This is a genomic window from Clostridium liquoris (assembly GCF_002995785.1).
Taxonomy (GTDB): domain Bacteria; phylum Bacillota; class Clostridia; order Clostridiales; family Clostridiaceae; genus Clostridium_AO; species Clostridium_AO liquoris.
On the sequence record NZ_PVXO01000054.1, the window covers coordinates 17,708 to 37,671 of the forward strand.

20 protein-coding genes, 2 pseudogenes, 1 CRISPR repeat array and 3 riboswitches are annotated in these 19,964 nt (G+C 30.0%); of the genes and pseudogenes, 19 read left to right on the forward strand and 3 right to left on the reverse strand.

Annotated elements, in window-relative coordinates; genetic code table 11:
- Positions 1-13 precede the first annotated feature (13 nt).
- From cas4 to CLLI_RS14550, 17 genes and pseudogenes are all read left to right on the forward strand, one after another.
- On the forward strand, positions 14-508 hold the full coding sequence (cas4, locus tag CLLI_RS10245; RefSeq protein ID WP_106064122.1) for a CRISPR-associated protein Cas4: 495 nt from the start codon (positions 14-16) through the stop codon (positions 506-508).
- A gap of 12 nt (positions 509-520) precedes the next feature.
- The gene (gene cas1b / locus CLLI_RS10250) at positions 521-1,519 is read left to right on the forward strand and encodes a type I-B CRISPR-associated endonuclease Cas1b (RefSeq protein WP_106064123.1); all 999 of its coding nucleotides are present in this window, start codon (positions 521-523) and stop codon (positions 1,517-1,519) included.
- A complete protein-coding gene (cas2, locus tag CLLI_RS10255; RefSeq protein ID WP_106064124.1) occupies positions 1,519-1,806 on the forward strand; it encodes a CRISPR-associated endonuclease Cas2 in 288 nt (95 codons plus the stop codon). Before cas1b ends, cas2 begins: the two co-directional genes overlap by 1 nt.
- A gap of 181 nt (positions 1,807-1,987) precedes the next feature.
- Positions 1,988-3,464: a CRISPR direct-repeat array (repeat unit 30 nt; unit sequence GTTGAAGCTTAACATAGGATGTATTTAAAT).
- A gap of 328 nt (positions 3,465-3,792) precedes the next feature.
- Positions 3,793-4,782, forward strand: a complete 990-nt coding sequence (locus tag CLLI_RS10260; RefSeq protein ID WP_278335578.1) for an AI-2E family transporter — start codon at positions 3,793-3,795, stop codon at positions 4,780-4,782.
- Between the two features lie 119 nt (positions 4,783-4,901).
- Entirely contained in the window at positions 4,902-5,924 is a 1,023-nt protein-coding gene (locus CLLI_RS10265) for a pyruvate kinase (RefSeq protein WP_106064126.1), read from the forward strand.
- A gap of 194 nt (positions 5,925-6,118) precedes the next feature.
- Positions 6,119-6,706 (forward strand): GGDEF domain-containing protein, encoded by a 588-nt coding sequence (locus CLLI_RS10270; protein WP_106064127.1) that lies wholly within the window; start codon positions 6,119-6,121, stop codon positions 6,704-6,706.
- A 41-nt stretch (positions 6,707-6,747) separates the two neighbouring features.
- Positions 6,748-7,521 carry a helix-turn-helix transcriptional regulator gene (locus CLLI_RS10275; RefSeq protein WP_106064128.1) on the forward strand — a complete coding sequence of 258 codons (774 nt, stop codon included), beginning with the start codon at positions 6,748-6,750 and terminating at the stop codon, positions 7,519-7,521.
- 154 nt (positions 7,522-7,675) lie between these two features.
- Entirely contained in the window at positions 7,676-8,980 is a 1,305-nt protein-coding gene (locus tag CLLI_RS10280; protein WP_242975583.1) for an aminotransferase class V-fold PLP-dependent enzyme, read from the forward strand.
- Between the two features lie 12 nt (positions 8,981-8,992).
- Positions 8,993-9,187, forward strand: coding sequence for a hypothetical protein (locus CLLI_RS10285; RefSeq protein WP_106064130.1), 195 nt, complete (start codon positions 8,993-8,995; stop codon positions 9,185-9,187).
- A gap of 113 nt (positions 9,188-9,300) precedes the next feature.
- A riboswitch (SAM riboswitch) is annotated at positions 9,301-9,409 on the forward strand.
- A gap of 72 nt (positions 9,410-9,481) precedes the next feature.
- A riboswitch (SAM riboswitch) is annotated at positions 9,482-9,590 on the forward strand.
- A gap of 64 nt (positions 9,591-9,654) precedes the next feature.
- The gene (locus CLLI_RS10290) at positions 9,655-10,611 is read left to right on the forward strand and encodes a methionine ABC transporter ATP-binding protein (RefSeq protein ID WP_106064131.1); all 957 of its coding nucleotides are present in this window, start codon (positions 9,655-9,657) and stop codon (positions 10,609-10,611) included.
- On the forward strand, positions 10,612-11,253 hold the full coding sequence (locus CLLI_RS10295) for a methionine ABC transporter permease (RefSeq protein ID WP_106064132.1): 642 nt from the start codon (positions 10,612-10,614) through the stop codon (positions 11,251-11,253).
- Between the two features lie 18 nt (positions 11,254-11,271).
- Entirely contained in the window at positions 11,272-12,096 is an 825-nt protein-coding gene (locus CLLI_RS10300; RefSeq protein ID WP_106064133.1) for a MetQ/NlpA family ABC transporter substrate-binding protein, read from the forward strand.
- 270 nt (positions 12,097-12,366) lie between these two features.
- A complete protein-coding gene (mgtE, locus tag CLLI_RS10305) occupies positions 12,367-13,710 on the forward strand; it encodes a magnesium transporter (RefSeq protein ID WP_106064134.1) in 1,344 nt (447 codons plus the stop codon).
- A gap of 70 nt (positions 13,711-13,780) precedes the next feature.
- Complete coding sequence (locus tag CLLI_RS15010) at positions 13,781-13,909, forward strand: hypothetical protein (protein WP_278335579.1); 129 nt, start codon at positions 13,781-13,783, stop codon at positions 13,907-13,909.
- Between the two features lie 429 nt (positions 13,910-14,338).
- A pseudogene (gene tnpA / locus CLLI_RS15120) lies at positions 14,339-14,588 on the forward strand (IS200/IS605 family transposase); the annotation flags it as partial.
- Positions 14,589-14,594: 6 nt separating this feature from the next.
- Entirely contained in the window at positions 14,595-15,752 is a 1,158-nt protein-coding gene (locus CLLI_RS10315) for an RNA-guided endonuclease InsQ/TnpB family protein (protein WP_106064135.1), read from the forward strand.
- A complete protein-coding gene (locus CLLI_RS14550) occupies positions 15,724-15,900 on the forward strand; it encodes a hypothetical protein (RefSeq protein ID WP_170063705.1) in 177 nt (58 codons plus the stop codon). The genes CLLI_RS10315 and CLLI_RS14550 overlap by 29 nt, the downstream gene beginning before the upstream one ends.
- 390 nt (positions 15,901-16,290) lie before the next feature.
- Here CLLI_RS14550 and CLLI_RS14900 read toward each other — a convergent pair.
- A pseudogene (locus CLLI_RS14900) lies at positions 16,291-16,493 on the reverse strand (hypothetical protein).
- 14 nt (positions 16,494-16,507) lie between these two features.
- Positions 16,508-17,125, reverse strand: coding sequence for a DHHA1 domain-containing protein (locus CLLI_RS10330; protein WP_106064136.1), 618 nt, complete (start codon positions 17,123-17,125; stop codon positions 16,508-16,510).
- A 239-nt stretch (positions 17,126-17,364) separates the two neighbouring features.
- Between CLLI_RS10330 and CLLI_RS10335 the strand changes: the two genes are divergently transcribed.
- A complete protein-coding gene (locus CLLI_RS10335) occupies positions 17,365-17,754 on the forward strand; it encodes a YopX family protein (RefSeq protein WP_106064137.1) in 390 nt (129 codons plus the stop codon).
- Between the two features lie 328 nt (positions 17,755-18,082).
- Positions 18,083-18,421: an arsenate reductase family protein gene (locus CLLI_RS10340; protein ID WP_106064138.1), complete on the forward strand. Its 339-nt coding sequence runs from the start codon at positions 18,083-18,085 to the stop codon at positions 18,419-18,421.
- A 110-nt stretch (positions 18,422-18,531) separates the two neighbouring features.
- Here the strand turns inward: CLLI_RS10340 and CLLI_RS10345 are convergent, their stop codons facing one another.
- Positions 18,532-19,323 carry a cell wall hydrolase gene (locus CLLI_RS10345; protein WP_106064175.1) on the reverse strand — a complete coding sequence of 264 codons (792 nt, stop codon included), beginning with the start codon at positions 19,321-19,323 and terminating at the stop codon, positions 18,532-18,534.
- A 2-nt stretch (positions 19,324-19,325) separates the two neighbouring features.
- Positions 19,326-19,449, reverse strand: a riboswitch (cyclic di-AMP (ydaO/yuaA leader).
- Between the last annotated feature and the right edge of the window lie 515 nt (positions 19,450-19,964).

The window sequence follows — 19,964 nt, forward strand, 5'->3', positions numbered from 1 at the left end:
GTTGAGGTGAATTATGAAGGTTAATGGTACTTTGGTTAATTATTATATCCATTGTAAGAGGCAGTGTTGGTTACATAGCAACAGAATTAATATGGAGAATAATAGCGAAGAAGTTAAAGTTGGAAAAGCCATTCACGAATTAAAAAAAGAGCAGGGAAAGAAAACAGAGGTTGCTATAGACAATATAAGAATAGATAAAATAACTAAAGATTATTTGATAGAAATAAAAAAATCCGATGCTGACATAGAAGCGGTTAGATGGCAGTTATTATTTTATTTAAAGATATTAAAGGATAAGGGAATAGAGAGAAGAGGGAAAATAGAAGTTATTGAAAAAAAGAAGGAAAATAACAAAATAATATATGAAGAATTGAATGAGGAAATAGAAAAAGAGTTAAAAATAATAGTAAAGGGCATAGAAGAATTGATAGATTTACCTAAACCACCTAATGTGATTTTTGAAAACAAATGTAAGAAATGTGCTTATTATGAATATTGTTATATATAAACGGAGGATATTATGGGAAGTACAAGATATTTAATGTCTATGGGAGAGCTCTCACGTAAGGATAATTCATTGTGCTTTAGAAAGAATGATAAAAATTCATATATACCCATAGAAAATACTAAAGAGATATACTGTTTATCAGAAATCTCAATTAATACAAAGTTATTAGATTTTTTATCACAGCATGGTATAGTAGTTCACTTTTTCAATTATTACGGGGGATATAGCGGGACTTTTTATCCAAAAGAGAATTTAGTCAGCGGCAGATTATTAATTAATCAGGTAAAGACTTTTGAAAACAGGAGAATGGATATAGCTAAGCCTATAGTATTAGGAATAGGAGAAAACATATATGAAGTTTTATATCACTATTATAAACACGGTAATTCTCAGGTAAAAGATACTTTAGATTGGATAAAGGAGGAATTTAAAGATAAAATAGATGGAGCTAAAGACATAAAATCTTTAATGCAGGTTGAAGGCGAAGTATGGCATAAATTTTATTCAAATTTTCAATATATTTTACCTGAGGATTTTGTATTCAACAAGAGAGTAAAAAGGCCACCGGATAACCCTATAAATGCTATGATATCTTTTGGAAATAGCTTATTATATTCTAAAACTGTATCTACAATATATAACACTCATTTAGACCAAAGAATTAGTTTTTTACATGAACCATCAGAAGGCAGATTTTCATTAAGTTTGGATATAAGTGAAGCATTTAAGCCTATAATCACATTTAAAACTATATTTGAATTAGTAAATAATAAGAAGATACAGGTATCAAAGCATTTTGATAAAAGTTTGAATTATTGTATTTTAAATGAATCTGGTAAAAAGATTTTTATCGAAGCTTTTGAAAGCAGGTTAGATGGTGTATTTGAACATCCAAGGCTGAAAAGAAAAGTTAGTTATAAGACAGCTATAAAATTAGATTGCTATAAACTTATAAAAAATATATTAGAGGAGAAAGAATTTAAACCTTTTAGTATAAAGGAGAAAATATAATGAGTGAAAAAATAAATTATAATTATGCATTCTTGTTTTATGATGTAAATGAGAAGAGGGTTAATAGAGTATTTAAAGTATGTAAAAAGTATCTGACGCATTATCAAAAGTCCGTATTTAGAGGAGAAATAACCCCATCAAATATGATAAAATTAAAAAAAGATTTAAACAAAGTTATAGACAAAACAGAGGATTTTATATGTATAATAAAGCTTTTGAATGATAAGGTTTTTGGAGAAGAAATATTAGGTGTAACTGGATCTACTGAGGAGGATTTAATATTATAGAAAGCATCCCAACTGATTTTAATCTAAAAATCAATTGTAAGCCAGTAAAATCAATGGCTATATCATGATTTTAGATGATACACTTTTAATATACTAAACGGTTGGGATAAATTTTAATAAATCCTTTAAATTCAATGGGTTTAGTACTATAATAAAAATAAGGAATGCCTATTTTACAGTTGTTGAAGCTTAACATAGGATGTATTTAAATAGTGAGGTGATGAACTAATGGATTTACTTGGCAAACGTTGAAGCTTAACATAGGATGTATTTAAATTTTGCCTATTTCATTATATCTGCTGCCACTTGTAAGTTGAAGCTTAACATAGGATGTATTTAAATCCCCAGAGGAAAACGAAGAAAACTTTAGAAAAACTCGTTGAAGCTTAACATAGGATGTATTTAAATCCGGACTGTACGCTCTCCCGTCTTCTATCATTTCATGTTGAAGCTTAACATAGGATGTATTTAAATTTAGTCCTATTAATTGTAAATGCTGTTAAGAAAAAGTTGAAGCTTAACATAGGATGTATTTAAATAATAATTTCTAATGCAAATGTTGTATTACAAGCTAAGTTGAAGCTTAACATAGGATGTATTTAAATCAATTCAAGAAACTTAGTATTATTAAAAACTGGTTAGTTGAAGCTTAACATAGGATGTATTTAAATCAATTCAAGAAACTTAGTATTATTAAAAACTGGTTAGTTGAAGCTTAACATAGGATGTATTTAAATAGTTAGAAAAGAGGAAGCTGCTCAAGAAAAAGCTAGGTTGAAGCTTAACATAGGATGTATTTAAATTCTACGTAACCTAAATGGATCAATGAACCCTTACACTGTTGAAGCTTAACATAGGATGTATTTAAATCTACATACATTACCTGCTGTAGATACAAAATAACTTGTTGAAGCTTAACATAGGATGTATTTAAATTTTTCAATATTTTGTATCCTTGGTGCTAATTCTAATGTTGAAGCTTAACATAGGATGTATTTAAATGATAAAAACAAGGTCGAAAAAATTGAACAGGAAAGGTTGAAGCTTAACATAGGATGTATTTAAATTAAGCAATATGACCTTTATATTCTTGATACTGAAATGTTGAAGCTTAACATAGGATGTATTTAAATTTTTTAGTGCTATTTTTTAATTCTTTTAACATTTTTGTTGAAGCTTAACATAGGATGTATTTAAATTGATAAAAGTAATAGCTTACTAACATGGTCAGCATGGTTGAAGCTTAACATAGGATGTATTTAAATTTTGCTAAGTTGTTAGTTTCATTAACTTTCTGCTGCGTTGAAGCTTAACATAGGATGTATTTAAATACAATAGCCTGCTTCTGTACTTCTGGCATAGTCTCTGTTGAAGCTTAACATAGGATGTATTTAAATATAATTTATACACTCTCCTTTAATCTCTTTTTACTGTTGAAGCTTAACATAGGATGTATTTAAATTGCCATAATCCTTGGCTATTTGAGTGATGGTAACAAGTTGAAGCTTAACATAGGATGTATTTAAATAAAATAAAAGTGTGATTGGATCCTTTCCTATGTTAGTTGAAGCTTAACATAGGATGTATTTAAATGTAAGTGGGAGAATAACCGTCCCAAAAGCATTTCTGTTGAAGCTTAACATAGGATGTATTTAAATCTGCACCCCTCATAAGGGTTAATATTTTTGTTTGCCGAAATTCCACCCTTTTAGTTTATCATTAACAATAATCTGCATAAGGATAATCAAGCTGTGAATTTGAAGTTCCTATTAAGTGAAACTTACGTTAGATGAGTTATTTATTTCATCTAAATTTTAGTCGAACTAATTTAGGAGCTTTTTTTTATTACGCTAAAATGAATAAATAGTAAAATAATGCTAACAATATCATTGGCTATAATTAAAAGTATTATAGTTATTAAAGGGGCTGATCGTTATATCCTATGATAAAATAATTAAAAATTTAATAGCCATCAATTTAGTTTTATTGGCAATAATTTTTATTGGTAAAATGTATTTTATTCATAAGTTTATAAGAATAATTTTTAGAGCCTTCTTAGTACCATTAATTATATCTGTGTTTTTTTATTACATTATGAAACCATTAAATAATATCTTCTTAAAAAATGGATTAAAACCTAGTATATCTGCTGTATTAACCCTGACAATAAGTGTTTTTATGCTGTCTGTAGTATTTTATTTTTTGGGTGAGCATATGATTTTGCAAATAAATGGTATAATGGGAAATAAGGCATATATAAATGGAACTATAAATGAGATTAGTAAATACATAAATATAAATGACATTTATAAAACTTATATAAGCACTGTAAATAACTATATAAAAGATATGATACAAAATCTTTCCAGAAGCGTAAATTATGTAACAGATACTTTTTCAAAGATTCTACTGATATTAGTAACTATATTTTTCTTATTTAAAGATGGTGAAAATTTCAAAGATGGATTTGTAAAATTGTTTCCCAAAAAGCATCGACAGGTATTACATAAAATATTAAGCGAAAGTGATGAGATTTTATCCCAATATGTCATAGGACAGAGTAAGGTTGCTCTGTCCTTGGCAACCATGATATTTATTGGATATAAGATAATAAATATGCCTAATGCACTATTGTTATCTTCCATTACTTTTATACTAGCTTTTATACCATTTATAGGATTCTTTGTTTCTATGATTGTACCTTGGATTATAGCTTTTAGCATGGGATTGAATATGATAATAAAATTAGGAATTACTTTTTTGGTAGTACAAACTTTAAAGGGTAGAATAGTCGTACCTGCAATAATGGGTCATACAATGAAAATTCATCCATTGACAGATATATTCTTGGTTATAGGGGCTGTAGCTATGGGTGGTCCAATAGCAGCTTTTACTGTAGTACCTTTTTATGCTATTTTAAAAGTAATATTTATTAATACATATGAATATAAGTCTAAGGAAAAGTTAACTAACTAAGTGTAAATTATCGCAGGATAAATGTTAATTATATACAATTAATAGAGTATGTAAAATTAAGGATGTTTGGGCTGCACTAAATAAGCAGACTATTAAGTTAAATGGGGATGTGAATTAGCATGAAAATACTTTGTACAATAGGACCTAATGTTAGCAATACTAAAATATTAGGTGAGCTTGTAAACAATGGCATGAATGTAGTAAGGTTTAATTTTTCGCATATAGATTATGAATTAGCTAAACATTTAATAGAATATATCAAAAATAATCATAGAGATGTAGCTATAATGCAGGATTTGCAGGGGAATAAATTGAGGATCAGTAATCTGTTTAAAAAAGAAATAAAAGTTGTACCTAGGGAAAAGGTTTATTTTTGCAGTGAAGAAGTCTATAGAAAGTACAACAAAGAACATGAAAATAGATATCTTTTTGTGCCATTAACCTGTGAAGGGGAATTTTCCCTTTTAAATTCAGCTAACTGTATTTTAATGAAAGATGCCACAATGGAATTTGAAATATTAGAAAAGGGAAATGGCGTCATTAAAACTTCAGTAAAAAGGGGAGGAATATTAAGAGCTGAAAAAGGAGTAAATGCTCCAGGCATGGATAGAAGAAATATGGGACTTACTGCTAAGGATAAAAAAGATATTATCTGGGGACTAGAAAATGGAGTAGATATAATATGCCTATCCTATGTGAGTTATCCAGAGAATATAATAGAATTAAAGAATTATATAAAACAGTGCAAGAAATATAAAGATTTTAAGATGCCTAAATTATGGTCGAAAATTGAAAGCAAAGAAGGAATAGAAAATTTTAAGAATATATTAAAGGAAAGCGATGGAATAATGCTAGGAAGAGGAGATCTAGTAGCGGAAGCAGATCTATTGGATATTCCGCAAATACAACAGGATTTATTGAATATTATGAAAAAGAGTAAAAAGGACTTTATTATAGCTACCTACCTTTTGGAATCCATGAAAAGGAATGTAAGACCAACTGTATCAGAAATAAATGATATATGTTATTTTTTACAAAATAAAGTTAATGGGTTTATGTTAGCTGGGGAAGTATCTATAGGTAATAATCCTATTTTGGTGGTTAAAACTTTAAAAGATATTATTGATAGATATTCATGCTGATGCAAAAAAGTATAATGGGATCTTATCCTTAAAAATGGATAAGGTCTTTTTTTATGTCCACAACCTTTGTCATATAAAGCAAAAATAATGGAGCATTTTCCACTATATAATTTTATATAGACAAATTGTGTCTATATGGATTGTTATAATTAATAGTAAGGTTAAAAAATCCTTTGCAGGAAGGAGATGGTACAATGGAATACAATAGTATGACTTACGAAGAATTATTAATAGAATTGGAGAATAAAGAGAAAAGAATAAATCAATTAACAGAAGAAGTAAGGCAATTAGAGTCAATAGCAAATACTGATTTTATGACAGGGGTATTAAGTAGAAGATGTGGATTAAATAAGCTAAAGGAATCCATGGAAAAATCCATAAAAAATAAAGAGAATTTAATAGTTTGTTTTATTGATATAGACAAGCTAAAAATAATAAATGATAGTTTTGGTCATGATGAAGGAGACAAGTTATTAAAAATAGTAACGGATATTATTGAAAAAAGTGTAAGAAAAAAAGATTATATATTTAGAATGGGTGGAGATGAATTTATCTTAGTATTCACTGATACAAATATGGATGAGGTAGATGTTATCTGTAATGATATTGATAAAAGGATAAATTACATAAATGAAAAAAGATTGCTTAAATTTAGAATTAGTGTAAGTAAGGGACTTGCAAGATTTGATTTTAATAAGAATACTACTTTAGAGGAATTAGTTAAACAGGCTGATAGAGAAATGTATAAGGATAAATTGAAGAATTACACTGATGGATTATAAAAAGATCATAACAAAAGAACAGCAAAGGTGGTAAAAAGTAGATGGGCAATAATAAACCAGATGGATTATTATATTTATTTGAAGAATTGTTGTCAGGGCATGTTATAAATAAAAAGGAAGCTGCAGAAGAATTAGAAGTTAGCACTAAAACTATTGAAAGATATATAAATAATATAAAAGATTATTTATATGAGCGTAGTAGAATAGAAGAGGTGGTTTATTCTAGAGAAAAGGGGGGGTACATATTGCAACCTAAAGAGGAAAGTAAGCTGTGTAATCAGGATATTCTAGTTATTGCTAAGGTATTGCTGGAGAGTAAAGGATTTTCAAAAAAAGAAATAAGAAGGCTAATACAAAAACTTATAAACTTTTGCTCAAGTTATGATAGAATTTATATTAAAGAAATCATAAGTAATGATTTAGATAAATATATTTCTCCAAATCATAATAAGGATTTAATAAATACAATATGGCAATTGAGCATGGCTGCTAAATGTCAAAGAAAATTAAAAATAAGATATCATAAACCAGAAAATAATGAAAAGTTTATAGACAAATTCTCTACATTAGTAGTATATCCACAAGAAGTAGTATTTTCTGAACACTATTTTTACTTAGTTGCTTTTATTGAAGGTAAAAATCTTGACTATCCTACTATATATAAATTAGATGAAATTGAGGACTATAAAATATTAAAAGAAGGATTTAAAGTTGATTATAAAAACAGATTGGAACAAGTTGAATTTAGAAATTTGCTTAAAAATACGTATGCAGGAGGGATAAATACGCCACAATATAAATATGAAGCAGAGTGAGAAAATTAATATTATATCACTAAACATAACATAGTATTCAATTGGCAAAGCTATTTTGTCAATTGTTTTTTTCTTTAAATAAGCCTTTAAATTATTGGTTACTTTTAACTCTTTTTCATAGTATATATAAAGAGTAAATTTAGGAGTGGTTATCGTGATAGACTATAAGGATTTAGTAGTGGGTGCTGATACTTTAGTACCTATTGCCAATGGTAGACATGTTAAGTATGTTAATTTTGATAATGCTGCCACTACTCCACCCTTCAAAAGCATGATAGATGATTTAACAAATTTTTTGCCCTATTATTCCTCTATTCACAGGGGAATGGGGTATAAATCTCAAGTATCTACAGAGGCTTATGAAGAAGGAAGAAAAGTGGTGGCTGATTTTGTTGGTGCAGATTTAAATAAGGATGCAGTAATATTTGTAAAGAATACCTCGGAAGCTATAAATAAACTTGCCAATATGTTATATGAGAAGTATAGTGATTGCGTTATAATATCTACAGAAATGGAGCATCATTCAAATTACCTTCCTTGGGGAAAATTCAATGTAGAATATGTAAAGGTGGATAAGTATGGAAAGCTATCCATAGAGGATTTGGAAGATAAGCTTCAAATGTTCGGTGATAGAGTAAAACTTGTAACAGTAACTGGAGCTTCTAATGTTACTGGGTTCAAAAATCCCATACATCATATAGCTAAGCTTGTGCATGGCTATGGTGCTAAACTGCTAGTTGATGGAGCTCAGCTAGTGCCGCATGTAGCCATAGATATGAAGAGCCATGACTCTTTAGAGCATATAGATTATTTAGCTTTTTCTGCTCATAAAATGTATGCTCCCTTTGGAATAGGAGTACTCATAGGACCTATAGAAGAATTAAATAGTATACCCCCTGATTATAAGGGTGGAGGAACGGTAGATGTGGTAACTCATGAATTTGTTAAATGGAATGATACTCCTGAGAAAGACGAAGCAGGTTCTCCAAACGTTCTAGGAGTGGTTGCACTATCTTCTGCTATAAAAACTTTACAGGAGCTTGGCATGGATAACATTGAGAATTATGAAAGTAATCTTTTAAATTATGCCCTATATTATCTTCGAAATACTCCACAGGTAATATTATACTGTATAGATTGTAATTGTAATGTATCCCTTATACCTTTCAATGTGGAGGGAATGTATCATGAAACCCTTTCAAAAATACTTTCTAAAGAATTTGGCATTGGAGTAAGGAGCGGTTGTTTTTGTGCTCAACCATATATACAAAGACTTTTAAATGTTTCACTCAAAGATAGTATTAACATTGCAAAAAAAGGTGGGAGAAGGCCTGGAATGGTAAGATTGAGCTTTGCTTTATACAATACCTACCACGAAATAGATTATTTTATATATGCTTTAAGAAAGATTATTAATTACAAAGAGTGGTATTTAGAAAAGTATCAAGTTAGTATTTAGGGGATGATTTGAATGAAAATAGATACTAATAACAATAACAATAATGATAATAATGTTTTCCCACAAATTGAGATATATGTAGGTATACAATCCATTCAATGTGAAGGCAGCCCATCAATCTGTGTAGAATTTGATATAAGTCCTAGGGTATTTATTATTGCTTTAGCTCTGGCACAAATGGAGAAGAAGTGTGAAGAAGAAAAATAAGGATTATTATAAAAAGATTTAATAAAATGGCAAAAAGTTTATTAAAGGTATTGACAAGGAAAAGAAATGCTAATATAATAAAAACATCATTTACAAATAATTTAATATTTTAGGACTTATCAAGAGAGGTGGAGGGACTGGCCCGACGAAGCCCAGCAACCAGTATTATTTTAGGTAATACAAGGTGCTAATTCCAGCGGCATATATGCCGAGAGATGAGGAGAGATTAGGTTATAAGCCTGAGGTTATCCTTAGGCTTTATTTATTTTCATTGCATAAAAAAACTAAATATAAATCTTATCAAGAGAGGTGGAGGGACTGGCCCTATGAAACCCAGCAACCAGTATTATTTTAGATAATACAAGGTGCTAATTCCAACGGCATATATGCCGAGAGATGAGGATTAAAGGTTAGACCTGGGTTATCCTTAGGTCTATTTTTTTAAAATTTTTTAGGGGGGATTTAAGGTGATAGAAGTTAAAGATGTAAGCAAAAGTTTTCTGGATACTGCAGTGCTGCAAAAGGTTAGTATACATATAAATGAGGGAGAGATTTTTGGAATCATAGGAAGAAGTGGTGCCGGAAAATCTACATTATTAAGATGTTTAAATGGTCTAGAGGAATATGATGAAGGCAGTATAGTTGTAATGGGAAAAGAAGTAAAAAAACTAGACTTAAATGGCATAAGAGCTTTAAGAAAAGACATGGGCATGATTTTTCAGAGTTTTAATTTACTTAATACAAAAAATGTATATGATAATGTGGCCCTTCCATTGGAGATATGGAAAAAGGATAAAAAATATATAAAAGATAGGGTAACGGAATTATTAAATTTAGTGGGATTAAGTGACAAAATAAAAAGCATGCCCAGAGAATTGAGTGGGGGACAAAAGCAAAGAGTAGCCATTGCAAGAGCTTTAACTCTGGAACCTAAAATTCTTCTTTGTGATGAAGCAACCTCTGCATTAGATCCTGGAACCACAAAATCCATACTTGCATTAATAAAAGAGATCAATGAAAAATTAAACATAACAGTAGTGATGGTAACTCACCAAATGGAGGTTATTAAAGAAATATGCAATAGAGTTGCATTAATTGAGGATGGAGAAATAAAGATCTGTGGGTTAGTCAAGGACTTATTCTTAAGACCAGAAGGAGAACTAAAAAAATTGTTATGTGGAGATGAAGTTCTTCCTACTCAAGGGGTTAATATAAAAATTTTCTTTCCAGGGGAAGTAAGTGAAAACTCCATAATAACTTCTATGGCTCGAGAGTTAGATATGGATTTCTCCATAGTTTGGGGGAAATTAGAAAACTTCAGACAAGAGGTACTAGGAAGCTTAATTATAAATGTGGAAGTAGGCCAAAGAGATAGAATATGCAATTATTTGGATAAGAAATCTATAGGCTGGGAGGTGATATAAATGATTAAAGAAATATTAATTCAAGGGTTAAAGGAAACAATCTTTATGGTATCATATTCCACATTGTTTGCAGTAATCATAGGCTTCGCATTGGCAATTATACTTATTCTTACAGATAAAAATGGTTTGAAACCTAATAAATTTATATACAGTTTATTGGATTTAATAATAAATGTACTAAGATCCTTTCCATTTATCATACTTATGATTGCAATTATTCCATTTACTAGGTTCATTGTAGGGAAAAGTATAGGAACAACAGCGGCCATAGTACCATTAACCATTGGAGCTGCTCCTTTTGCTGCCAGAGTAATTGAATCTGCACTAAAGGAAGTTGACCCTGGACTTATTGAAGCTGCTAAATCCTTTGGGGCAACTACTACTCAAATACTATTTAAGGTTATGGTAAAGGAAGCTTTCCCTTCTATTATAAGAGGGATAATTTTAACCATAATTAACTTAATTGGATACTCTGCTATGGCTGGTGCTGTCGGAGGAGGAGGATTAGGAGATGTGGCTATAACATATGGTTATAATCGATTTAAAACAGACATTATGGTGTACACCGTAATACTCTTAATAATACTTGTTCAATTTATTCAAAGTGCTGGAAATGTTTTATATAAAAATTTAAATAAATAATTTAAGGGGGTTCTTAATATGAAAAAATTATCATTATTATTAACAGCAGTTTTATTAACAGTAGGATTAACAGGTTGTGGCGGAGGAAAAACTCAGAGTATAGGAGCAAAAAGTGAAGGGGAAAAAGTTAAAAAGGAAATTGTAGTTGGAGCTTCACCATCTCCACATAAGGAGATATTAGAAAAGGCTGGCGAAATACTTAAAAAAGAGGGATATGATTTAAAAATTGTAGAGTTCACAGATTATCAGTTACCAAATACAGCTCTTGCAGAAAAACAGCTGGATGCAAACTTTTTTCAGCATGTTCCATTTCTAAAGAAAACCATAGAGGAAAAGAAATTAGATTTAGATTATACAGTTAAGGTTCATATTGAGCCAATGGGATTATATTCAAAGAAAATTAAGGATATAAAGGAACTTAAGGATGGAGCAGAAATTGCAATTCCCAATGATCCAACCAATGGTGGGAGAGCACTTAAAGTATTAGAAAGTGCTGGACTTATAAAATTAAAAGATGGGGAACTTTTGACAAAGCTTGATATAACTGAAAATAAAAAAGGATTAAAAATCACAGAAATCGATGCTCCTCAGCTTCCAAGAATACTTGAAGATGTAGATGCAGCAGTTATAAACACTAATTTTGCAATTGAGGCTGGATTGAATCCAACTAAGGATGCCATTGTTATTGAGTCCAAGGATTCACCTTATGCTAATGTACTAGCTGTAAGAAAAGAGGACAAGGATAAAGATTACATTCAGGCATTATCAAAGGCTTTAACTTCACCAGAAGTTAAAAAATTTATAGAAGAAAAATATAAAGGAAGCATAGTGCCTGCTTTCTAAAAGCCCAATAAAGTCTTTCTTTATTGTATAATTTTAGGAATATAGTTATAATTAAAGTGGTTATGTATGCAAATGCTATTTTTGATACAAAAATTAAAGAAATAATTTGCAAACCGCTTTAATTAGAAATTATCCAAATTTTAATAATCTTGAAAGAAGGTGATTAGTTATGGATGCTGAACCTAGTCCTGAGTGGGTTAAAGAAATTTTAAAGAAAATAATGCATACCATAACTAGAAAAGGTATGGTGATGTCTAGGGGATGAGGTAGATGAAAAAAGAATTAGAAGAAATATTACAGTTAATTCATGAAAAAAAGTTTACAGAAGTAAGGGAAAAGATTATAAATTTTAACCCTGTAAATATTGCAGAACTGATAGAAGATCTAGAACTCTCGGAAACCATTTTAATATTTAGAATGCTGCCTAAGGACTTAGCAGCAGATGTATTTAATTATATTAGTAATGAATCCCAGGGAAAAATCATTTCTTCAATTACCAGTAATGAACTGCAGTATATTATGGATGAACTTTTCTTTGACGATATGATAGACCTATTAGAGGAAATGCCTTCAAAGGTTGTAAAGGAGATACTAAAGTATTCAAATGTAGAGGAAAGAAAGCTTATAAATGAATTCTTAAATTATCCAGAGTATTCAGCAGGAAGTCTGATGACTATAGAGTATGTAGATTTAAAGAAGAACATGACAGTAATGCAGGCAATAGAACATATAAAAGCCACTGGAGTAAATAAGGAAACCATATATACCTGTTATGTTATAGATGAAAAAAGAAAGTTAGAGGGCATAATATCTCTGAGAAATTTAATACTAAGTGATTACGATTTAAAAGTTGGAGACATAATGGAAAAAGACATAGTCTATGTAAATACCCATCAGGATCAGGAAGAGGTAGCTAATGCATTTAAAAAGTATGACTTAATTGCGGTTCCAGTAGTGGACATGGAGGACAGGCTTACCGGAATTATAACCATAGATGATATAGTAGATGTAATAGATCAGGAAAATACCGAAGACTTTCAAAAAATGGCAGCTATATCTCCATCTGAAAAAGAGTATTTGGATACAGGAGTGTGGACTTTAGCTAAAAATAGACTTATGTGGTTAGTAATACTTATGGTATCTGCTACTTTTACTGGAAATATAATAAAGAAGTTTGAAGATGTGTTACAATCAGTAGTGCTTTTAACAGCTTTTATACCAATGCTTATGGATACAGGAGGTAATGCAGGTTCCCAATCTGCCACCCTAGTAATAAGAAGTATTGCACTGGGTGAAATTCAAGGTAAGGATACTTTAAGGGTTATATGGAAGGAATTAAGAGTAAGTTTAATAGTGGGCGTATGTTTATCTTCAATAAATTTTCTTAGAATATACTTTTTGGAAAAGGTTCCATTCTATATATCCCTAACTGTTTGCATAACCTTATTTTGTACAGTAGTGCTGGCTAAAGTTGTAGGGGCAATTCTTCCTATGTTAGCTAAAAAACTTAAGTTGGATCCAGCTATTATGGCAAGCCCACTAATAACTACAGTTGTAGATGCAGCTTCATTGATGATATACTTTAGCGTTGCTAGATTTTTATTAGGAATATAGAATAATGGAAAGTATAAACACTCCAATTTTGGATAATCTATTTATGATAACTTGTTAAAGGAGTGATAATATGGCTACGAAAGGCGAAAAGAAAAAGAAAAATGATAATAAAACTAAAAATCCTAAATCAGCAAATCCTATAACCATGGATGTGGATCCTAACATGCATAAACCAACAAAAGGTATGCCAAGGGTATAACTGTCATTTTTTACTTTATAGAGATATAGTCATCATTCTTAAAATAAACCTTATGTACTATTTTAGGAAATTAAGCCGAGAATCCTCTCTTTTTCAAAGGAGAGATGAAAGGCTGTTTATAAGCACTATATGTTAAGAATATAGTGCTTATTTTTAGTGTGCCCAGTATGAGCGATAGCTTGGTGGTGAAAGTCCACTATGGGGGTTGATAGCACTAACCATTAGCCTACGGCAAGGGTGCCCATCATACCTTAACTAATAAATATCTTAAAAGTATAGGCTTAGTTTCTATATCTGAAATATATTCATCAAAACATTAATTTCTATTGAACCGCCGTGTACCGAACGGTACGCACGGTGGTGTGAGAGGTCGCTGAATAAAATAATTATTCAGCTCCTACTCGATTTGAACATATTGTAATTTATGCTATACTAATGGAAGTTATGCCGGATCATGTGCATATTTTTGTATCAGCACATCCTAAAATAGCACCTTCATATATAGTTAAGATGGCTAAAAGGGATAAGTGCTAGGAAACTATTTAGTAAATATCCAGAGCTGCAAAAACAGCTGTATAATGGGCACCTATGGAATAGCTCATTTTATATTGAAACTATAGGCTCTATATCCGAGGACACTATTAAAAAGTATATTGAATTGCAAAAGGAAAGGGGATAGCTCTAGGTGAAACGTGTTATAAGTTTTGTATTAAAGCCTAATAAAAACCAACAAATTATTCTAGGCTGCTTAACTTACGCTTCCTCTAAATTATGGAACATAGCAAACTATGAGCGAAAAAATTGGGTTAAAGAAAGTGGGCTAGAGTATCCTAATTGGTTTAAGCAAAAGAAAGAACTTAAAAACCATTTTTGGTACAAAAACTTACCATTTCAAAGTGCTCAAGAGGTGTTAAAACAACTGAATGAAAGTTGGAAATCGTTCTATACTTTAAAGAAGACAGGCGGTGTAGGAAATCCTAAGCCACCGAAATTTAAACACTCAAAATTTAATGTGAGATATTTAAACAAAGGGTTTAAGTGTTTAGAAAACAGCATAAGACTTTCTATACCTAAACAGTTACAAAACTATTTGAAAGAAAGGTTTAGTATAACTGATAAGTTCTTAAATATTGCTTGTCCCAAAGAAATACATGGTATTCCTAAGATAATAGAGATTATTCCACAAGCCAATAAATCTTATAGTATTAATATTATTGTAGATTTACCTGATGTTAATTTAAAAGCAGATAACAGTATTTATATGAGTATAGATCTTGGTATAAATAACCTTATGGCCGCTTATCTATCTACTGGGGAAACTTTCATAATATCTGGCAGACAGATATTAAGCATTAATAACTATTTTGATAAAAAAACAGCTTATTGTCAAGGAATATCAGATAGTCAGCAAAGTGCGAAAGGAATACAATACCCTAAGAAAAGTAAAAGGGTTAAGCAGCTCTATATAAAAAGAGCCAAGCAAATTGATCACGTACTGCATACAGCTACTAAAAGAGTAATGGATATTGCTGAACAGTATAATGTATGCAAAATCATCATAGGTGATATAACAAATATACGTGATAATAAGGATCTTGGTAATACAACTAATCAAAAATTCCACAAATGGCCTTTCAAAAAAATAAGCGACAAGCTTACTTATAAAGCAGAACAACAAGGTATAGCAATAGAAAGGCAGGAAGAAAGTTACACTAGTCAGTGCAGCCCCCATGCAGAAAAGGTATCAAAAGAATATGCTGTAAAATCTAATAGAAAGCATAGAGGTTTGTATAAAGAAGGTGCACAAATCTATAATGCAGAAGGCGTTAACAGTTTTAAATAAGGATTATCCAGTATTACGATTATTTGTAACTTTAGGAAATGCCTCTGAATCAATTTATTATGGATTAGGGTTTGTTACAGGGGTTGAATTTAAAAAATTATATATACCTGCACTACAAAAAACAGCAAGTAAAAATTTTAAAGTTTAGAAGGTAACTAACAGTTACAAATAAGTTATAAAAGGTTATAAAACATTAATAAAATTTATTGGGCAATCATCAGGTAGCCTCGAAAAAAGTAAACTTCAACGACTATCCTATAATGTGAGTACACTACAAGTGGGCTGAATTTAACAATACAATTAAAAGGCATAGCAAATATATATGGTTAAAGGAGGTATCTGCTCAAGTTACACAACATGCTTTTATGTTAGATATGATGCAGTTAAATTTAAAGACGGAATGGTAAATATAGAGAAGATAGGTAAAGTCAAATATAAAACTAATTGCGATATACCTAATCTGCCCAAATATATTAATCCTAAATGCTATTTTGGGTATTTAACATTAAGCTTTGAACACAACGAAAACCAAGTTGAGTTAAATTATTAGTTTATCTTTATTGTTTCTAATATCAGCTGGAGCTTTAGAAACTATAAAAGTTATATCTAGCACATTGCCCTTTACTGTTTCCAATAAGTATTATTAAATTCGTCAACTTGGCCTTTTGTATAATATCCTTTCTCAACACAAAACTGAAATAAATCTGCTGCTGACTCTAATTCTTCTAAGTTTTGACTTATAAAACGATATTAAACTATGAATTAGACATTATGGAAGCTTTAACTTTATTATATGCATATTCCATAGATGAATCTAAATTATTATTATTTTTTCCGCCGCCTTTTCCATCAATTAAGGTTATGGCATCTTTTAGAAGATAATTCATACTTATAATGTTTAAGTCTTTTGAACACATGAATAGAAGTTGTGCTTTATCTTCAGAGGTTACCCCAAATAAAACTATAGCTTTTGGATGCGATACCAATTTTGTTCCTAATAAAGTAACATATTTTAAATCAACATTATTATATATAGTTTTAAGAACTTTTATATTATTAATATTTTCGCAGGAGTTTAGCATGTTTTGTACTTCGTATTCTGCAACTTGTGCTTTTAGTGCATTTTTCTCAGCGACAACTTTATTAAATTCACTTCCTAATGTTTCTACTTTGGATAGTAAATCACTTTCATTACATTTCATAATATTACACATGTTTTCTATCTGTGTATCTTTTAGAAAACAGCCAGAAACTGCCCTACTACCATATATAAAGTGCATTCTTGTACATTTTGCACGTTTTTCAAATGAACTAATTTTGATTAACTGTACCTCAATTGCCTTATTAGGATGTATTCCACTTCTATAATACATTTAACTTTATGAATTTTTAAAGGTTTTATGCCAACTACATGATATATTTTACCGGATTCTTCATAATATAATTTATTCAATAGTGAACAACCCCTCTTTTGTACTTTATATAATAACTTATATCTTATATTTTAACATAAATATTTAGTATAAAAATATAGTGAAATTGCAAGGATAATATTGTAAGATAATAGCATGTACATAAATAACGTAATATTAAAATAAGGGGTGGTACAACAATGGATATAAGATTTAGGGCATGGTATGAAAAAGATAATGAAGTTCATGAAGTAGATAAAATTGATTTCAAAAATGGTGAGATTTATTTTGATAATGGACAGATTGCATTTTTTAATGAAGTAAAGTTATTAAAGTATACAGGGCTTAAAGATAGAAAAGGGCAATGTATATATGAGGGAGATATTATAGGTATTAATGAGGAAGAAAGCTCTATAAAGTTACCTGTTAAGTTTGGAAAATATGAATTTTCTAAGTTTATAGGAGACTGTGGTGAAATAAGTGACACAAATAAGCAATATGGATTTTATGTTGAAAATGAATATTTGCACATAGCTATGTTAAATGGAAAAGTAATAATACTAGGCAGCATGTTTCCAAAACTTAGCTGAGCCTTAATTCAAGTTCAGCTATATAATTACTCATTAGCAGCTTCTAAAGAAATTTCATTTACTATTTTTTCAAAATCAATGTTCAAATTAATCGCCACCTTTCGTAAAGATTTTATCATGAGAAAATATATAGAGGAAGATATTATAAAATATTTATTATTGAGATACTATTTTAATAATTTATCCTATTCTAAAAAAGTATAAAATAATCGGGGGAATAATAAATATTTGTTAATTTAATAAAAAGAGCAATAGAAAAAATACCATAGAAAAGCTATAATAATTATACTAAGAAGAAGAATTATGGTAGATGCAAAGGAGAAAAGGAATGAATATTCAAATTTTTGGAGTAAAAAAATGTTTTGATACAAAAAAAGCAGAAAGATATTTTAAAGAAAGAAAAATTAAATATCAATATATTGATTTGAACGAAAAGGGACTTAGTAAAGGAGAGCTACAAAGTGTTAAATCTTCAGTGGGTTTATCAAATTTAATTAACACTGAAGCCAAGGAATATAAGAATCTTAACATTGATAAGATCAGAATGGATAGCATTAAGGAAGAATTAATTTTAAATAATCCAAAGCTATATAAAACTCCTATAGTGCGAAATGGAAGACAAGCTACGGTAGGATATGAACCAGAGATTTGGAAACAATGGGAGTAGGTAGCGGGGTAGCTAATAAATAATAAATAATAAATAATAAATAATAAATAATAAATAAGGAAAGTATTGTCTCAAAATTCTATTTTGAGACAATACCAATTTTTTACTGACTATTTTACAAATACCATACCACCTATTCTAGCAGTGATAGGCTTGGACCATAACCATTGATTAGTGGCAGTATCATCAAAATAGAATAATGCTCCTTTACTTTGATCAGAGCCATATAAAGCTTCTTTGGCAGCTTTTTTAGCAGTTTCAGTAGCTGGTTTATTTATCCACCCATTTAGAACTGGAGTAAATTGATAATATCCATCAATTCTTTGATTAATTACTGCTGAAATTGTATTTGGAAATTCAGAGCTTTCTACTCTATTAACTACAACAGCTGCTACTGCAACTTGAGCACCATAAGGCTGATCTTGAGCCTCAGCAGTTACAAGCCTTGCTAAAAGATCTAAATCAGAAACACTATAACCTATTACAGGTTTTGCTGTATTAGAATTATTCGATGTACTAGAATTTTGGCTTGTCCCACTATTATTTATGCCTGGTAGATTAAGAACTTGTCCAGGATAAATATCGTCAGTCCACTTATTATTAGCTACTCTTAAATTATATAAGCTTATACCGTACCTTTTAGCAATTAGATATAAGCTATCGCCACTTTTTACAGAATATGTGGCACAAGGAACATTTAAGACTTGACCAGGACAGATTGCAGTTCCCTTCATATTGTTAGTTTTCATTAAATTATCTGAGGAAATATTAAAAGTTTTTCCTATCTTGTATAATGAATCACCAGAAACTACAGTATAGCTTGCCGCAAAAGCAGAACTAGTAAAAGTTACACTTAAAGCTAATGCAGCTAAAAAAGTTTTTAAAGATTTGAATTTTACCATATTAAATCCCTCCATTGTGCCTCCCAGGTTAGTTGACGGGTTCGGGTTAGAGGTACCCTACTCTATAAGAGATTCACCCCAGTGATATCCCCGGTACTTCATAAGAAGATTCGGCATGATTTTTTAATCTAGTGTTATTCTAACAGAGGTTTTCGAGACATGTCCATGTATTATAATTGGAATACTAGAATTATCATGGATGTATTGACAGCATATGTTAAATAGCATAATATACCATGTACCTGTAATAAAGGATAATTTCATTAAGTGTTGAATAAATAATTAACTCAACTTTCGCACATAAAAATTAAGGCGAAAGCCTGTAGAATCAATTTATAAAGCAAAGAAACATTCCCTTTGGCATAATAGGATTGCGAAAAACATCACACCAAAGAAAGGAATGATTGATATTTAAAAAAATGTATTAGCTGAAAAACTTCTCATTTCAAAGGAAGTTATTGACTCTATTATAGATAGTTTTATTGCTGCTCTTACTTGCTATGTCAAGGAGAAGTTAGTCTTTTTCTCCTGCGAAAGTTAAGTAATTAATATATAAAAAAAAGAATTTTGCAAAGAAGAATTAAATTTAGCTTTAGAAGGCAAAATAAGATAAGGAAAATTGATAAAATAAGTTTAAGTAT

Coding starts and splice junctions, on each gene's coding strand:
- cas4 (WP_106064122.1), top strand. CDS start 14: ATGAAGGTTAATGGTACTTTGGTTAATTATTATATCCATTGTAAGAGG.
- cas1b (WP_106064123.1), top strand. CDS start 521: ATGGGAAGTACAAGATATTTAATGTCTATGGGAGAGCTCTCACGTAAG.
- cas2 (WP_106064124.1), top strand. CDS start 1,519: ATGAGTGAAAAAATAAATTATAATTATGCATTCTTGTTTTATGATGTA.
- CLLI_RS10265 (WP_106064126.1), top strand. CDS start 4,902: ATGAAAATACTTTGTACAATAGGACCTAATGTTAGCAATACTAAAATA.
- CLLI_RS10270 (WP_106064127.1), top strand. CDS start 6,119: ATGGAATACAATAGTATGACTTACGAAGAATTATTAATAGAATTGGAG.
- CLLI_RS10275 (WP_106064128.1), top strand. CDS start 6,748: ATGGGCAATAATAAACCAGATGGATTATTATATTTATTTGAAGAATTG.
- CLLI_RS10285 (WP_106064130.1), top strand. CDS start 8,993: ATGAAAATAGATACTAATAACAATAACAATAATGATAATAATGTTTTC.
- CLLI_RS10295 (WP_106064132.1), top strand. CDS start 10,612: ATGATTAAAGAAATATTAATTCAAGGGTTAAAGGAAACAATCTTTATG.
- CLLI_RS10300 (WP_106064133.1), top strand. CDS start 11,272: ATGAAAAAATTATCATTATTATTAACAGCAGTTTTATTAACAGTAGGA.
- mgtE (WP_106064134.1), top strand. CDS start 12,367: ATGAAAAAAGAATTAGAAGAAATATTACAGTTAATTCATGAAAAAAAG.
- CLLI_RS15010 (WP_278335579.1), top strand. CDS start 13,781: ATGGCTACGAAAGGCGAAAAGAAAAAGAAAAATGATAATAAAACTAAA.
- CLLI_RS14550 (WP_170063705.1), top strand. CDS start 15,724: ATGCAGAAGGCGTTAACAGTTTTAAATAAGGATTATCCAGTATTACGA.
- CLLI_RS10330 (WP_106064136.1), bottom strand. CDS start 17,125: ATGTATTATAGAAGTGGAATACATCCTAATAAGGCAATTGAGGTACAG.
- CLLI_RS10335 (WP_106064137.1), top strand. CDS start 17,365: ATGGATATAAGATTTAGGGCATGGTATGAAAAAGATAATGAAGTTCAT.
- CLLI_RS10340 (WP_106064138.1), top strand. CDS start 18,083: ATGAATATTCAAATTTTTGGAGTAAAAAAATGTTTTGATACAAAAAAA.
- CLLI_RS10345 (WP_106064175.1), bottom strand. CDS start 19,323: ATGGTAAAATTCAAATCTTTAAAAACTTTTTTAGCTGCATTAGCTTTA.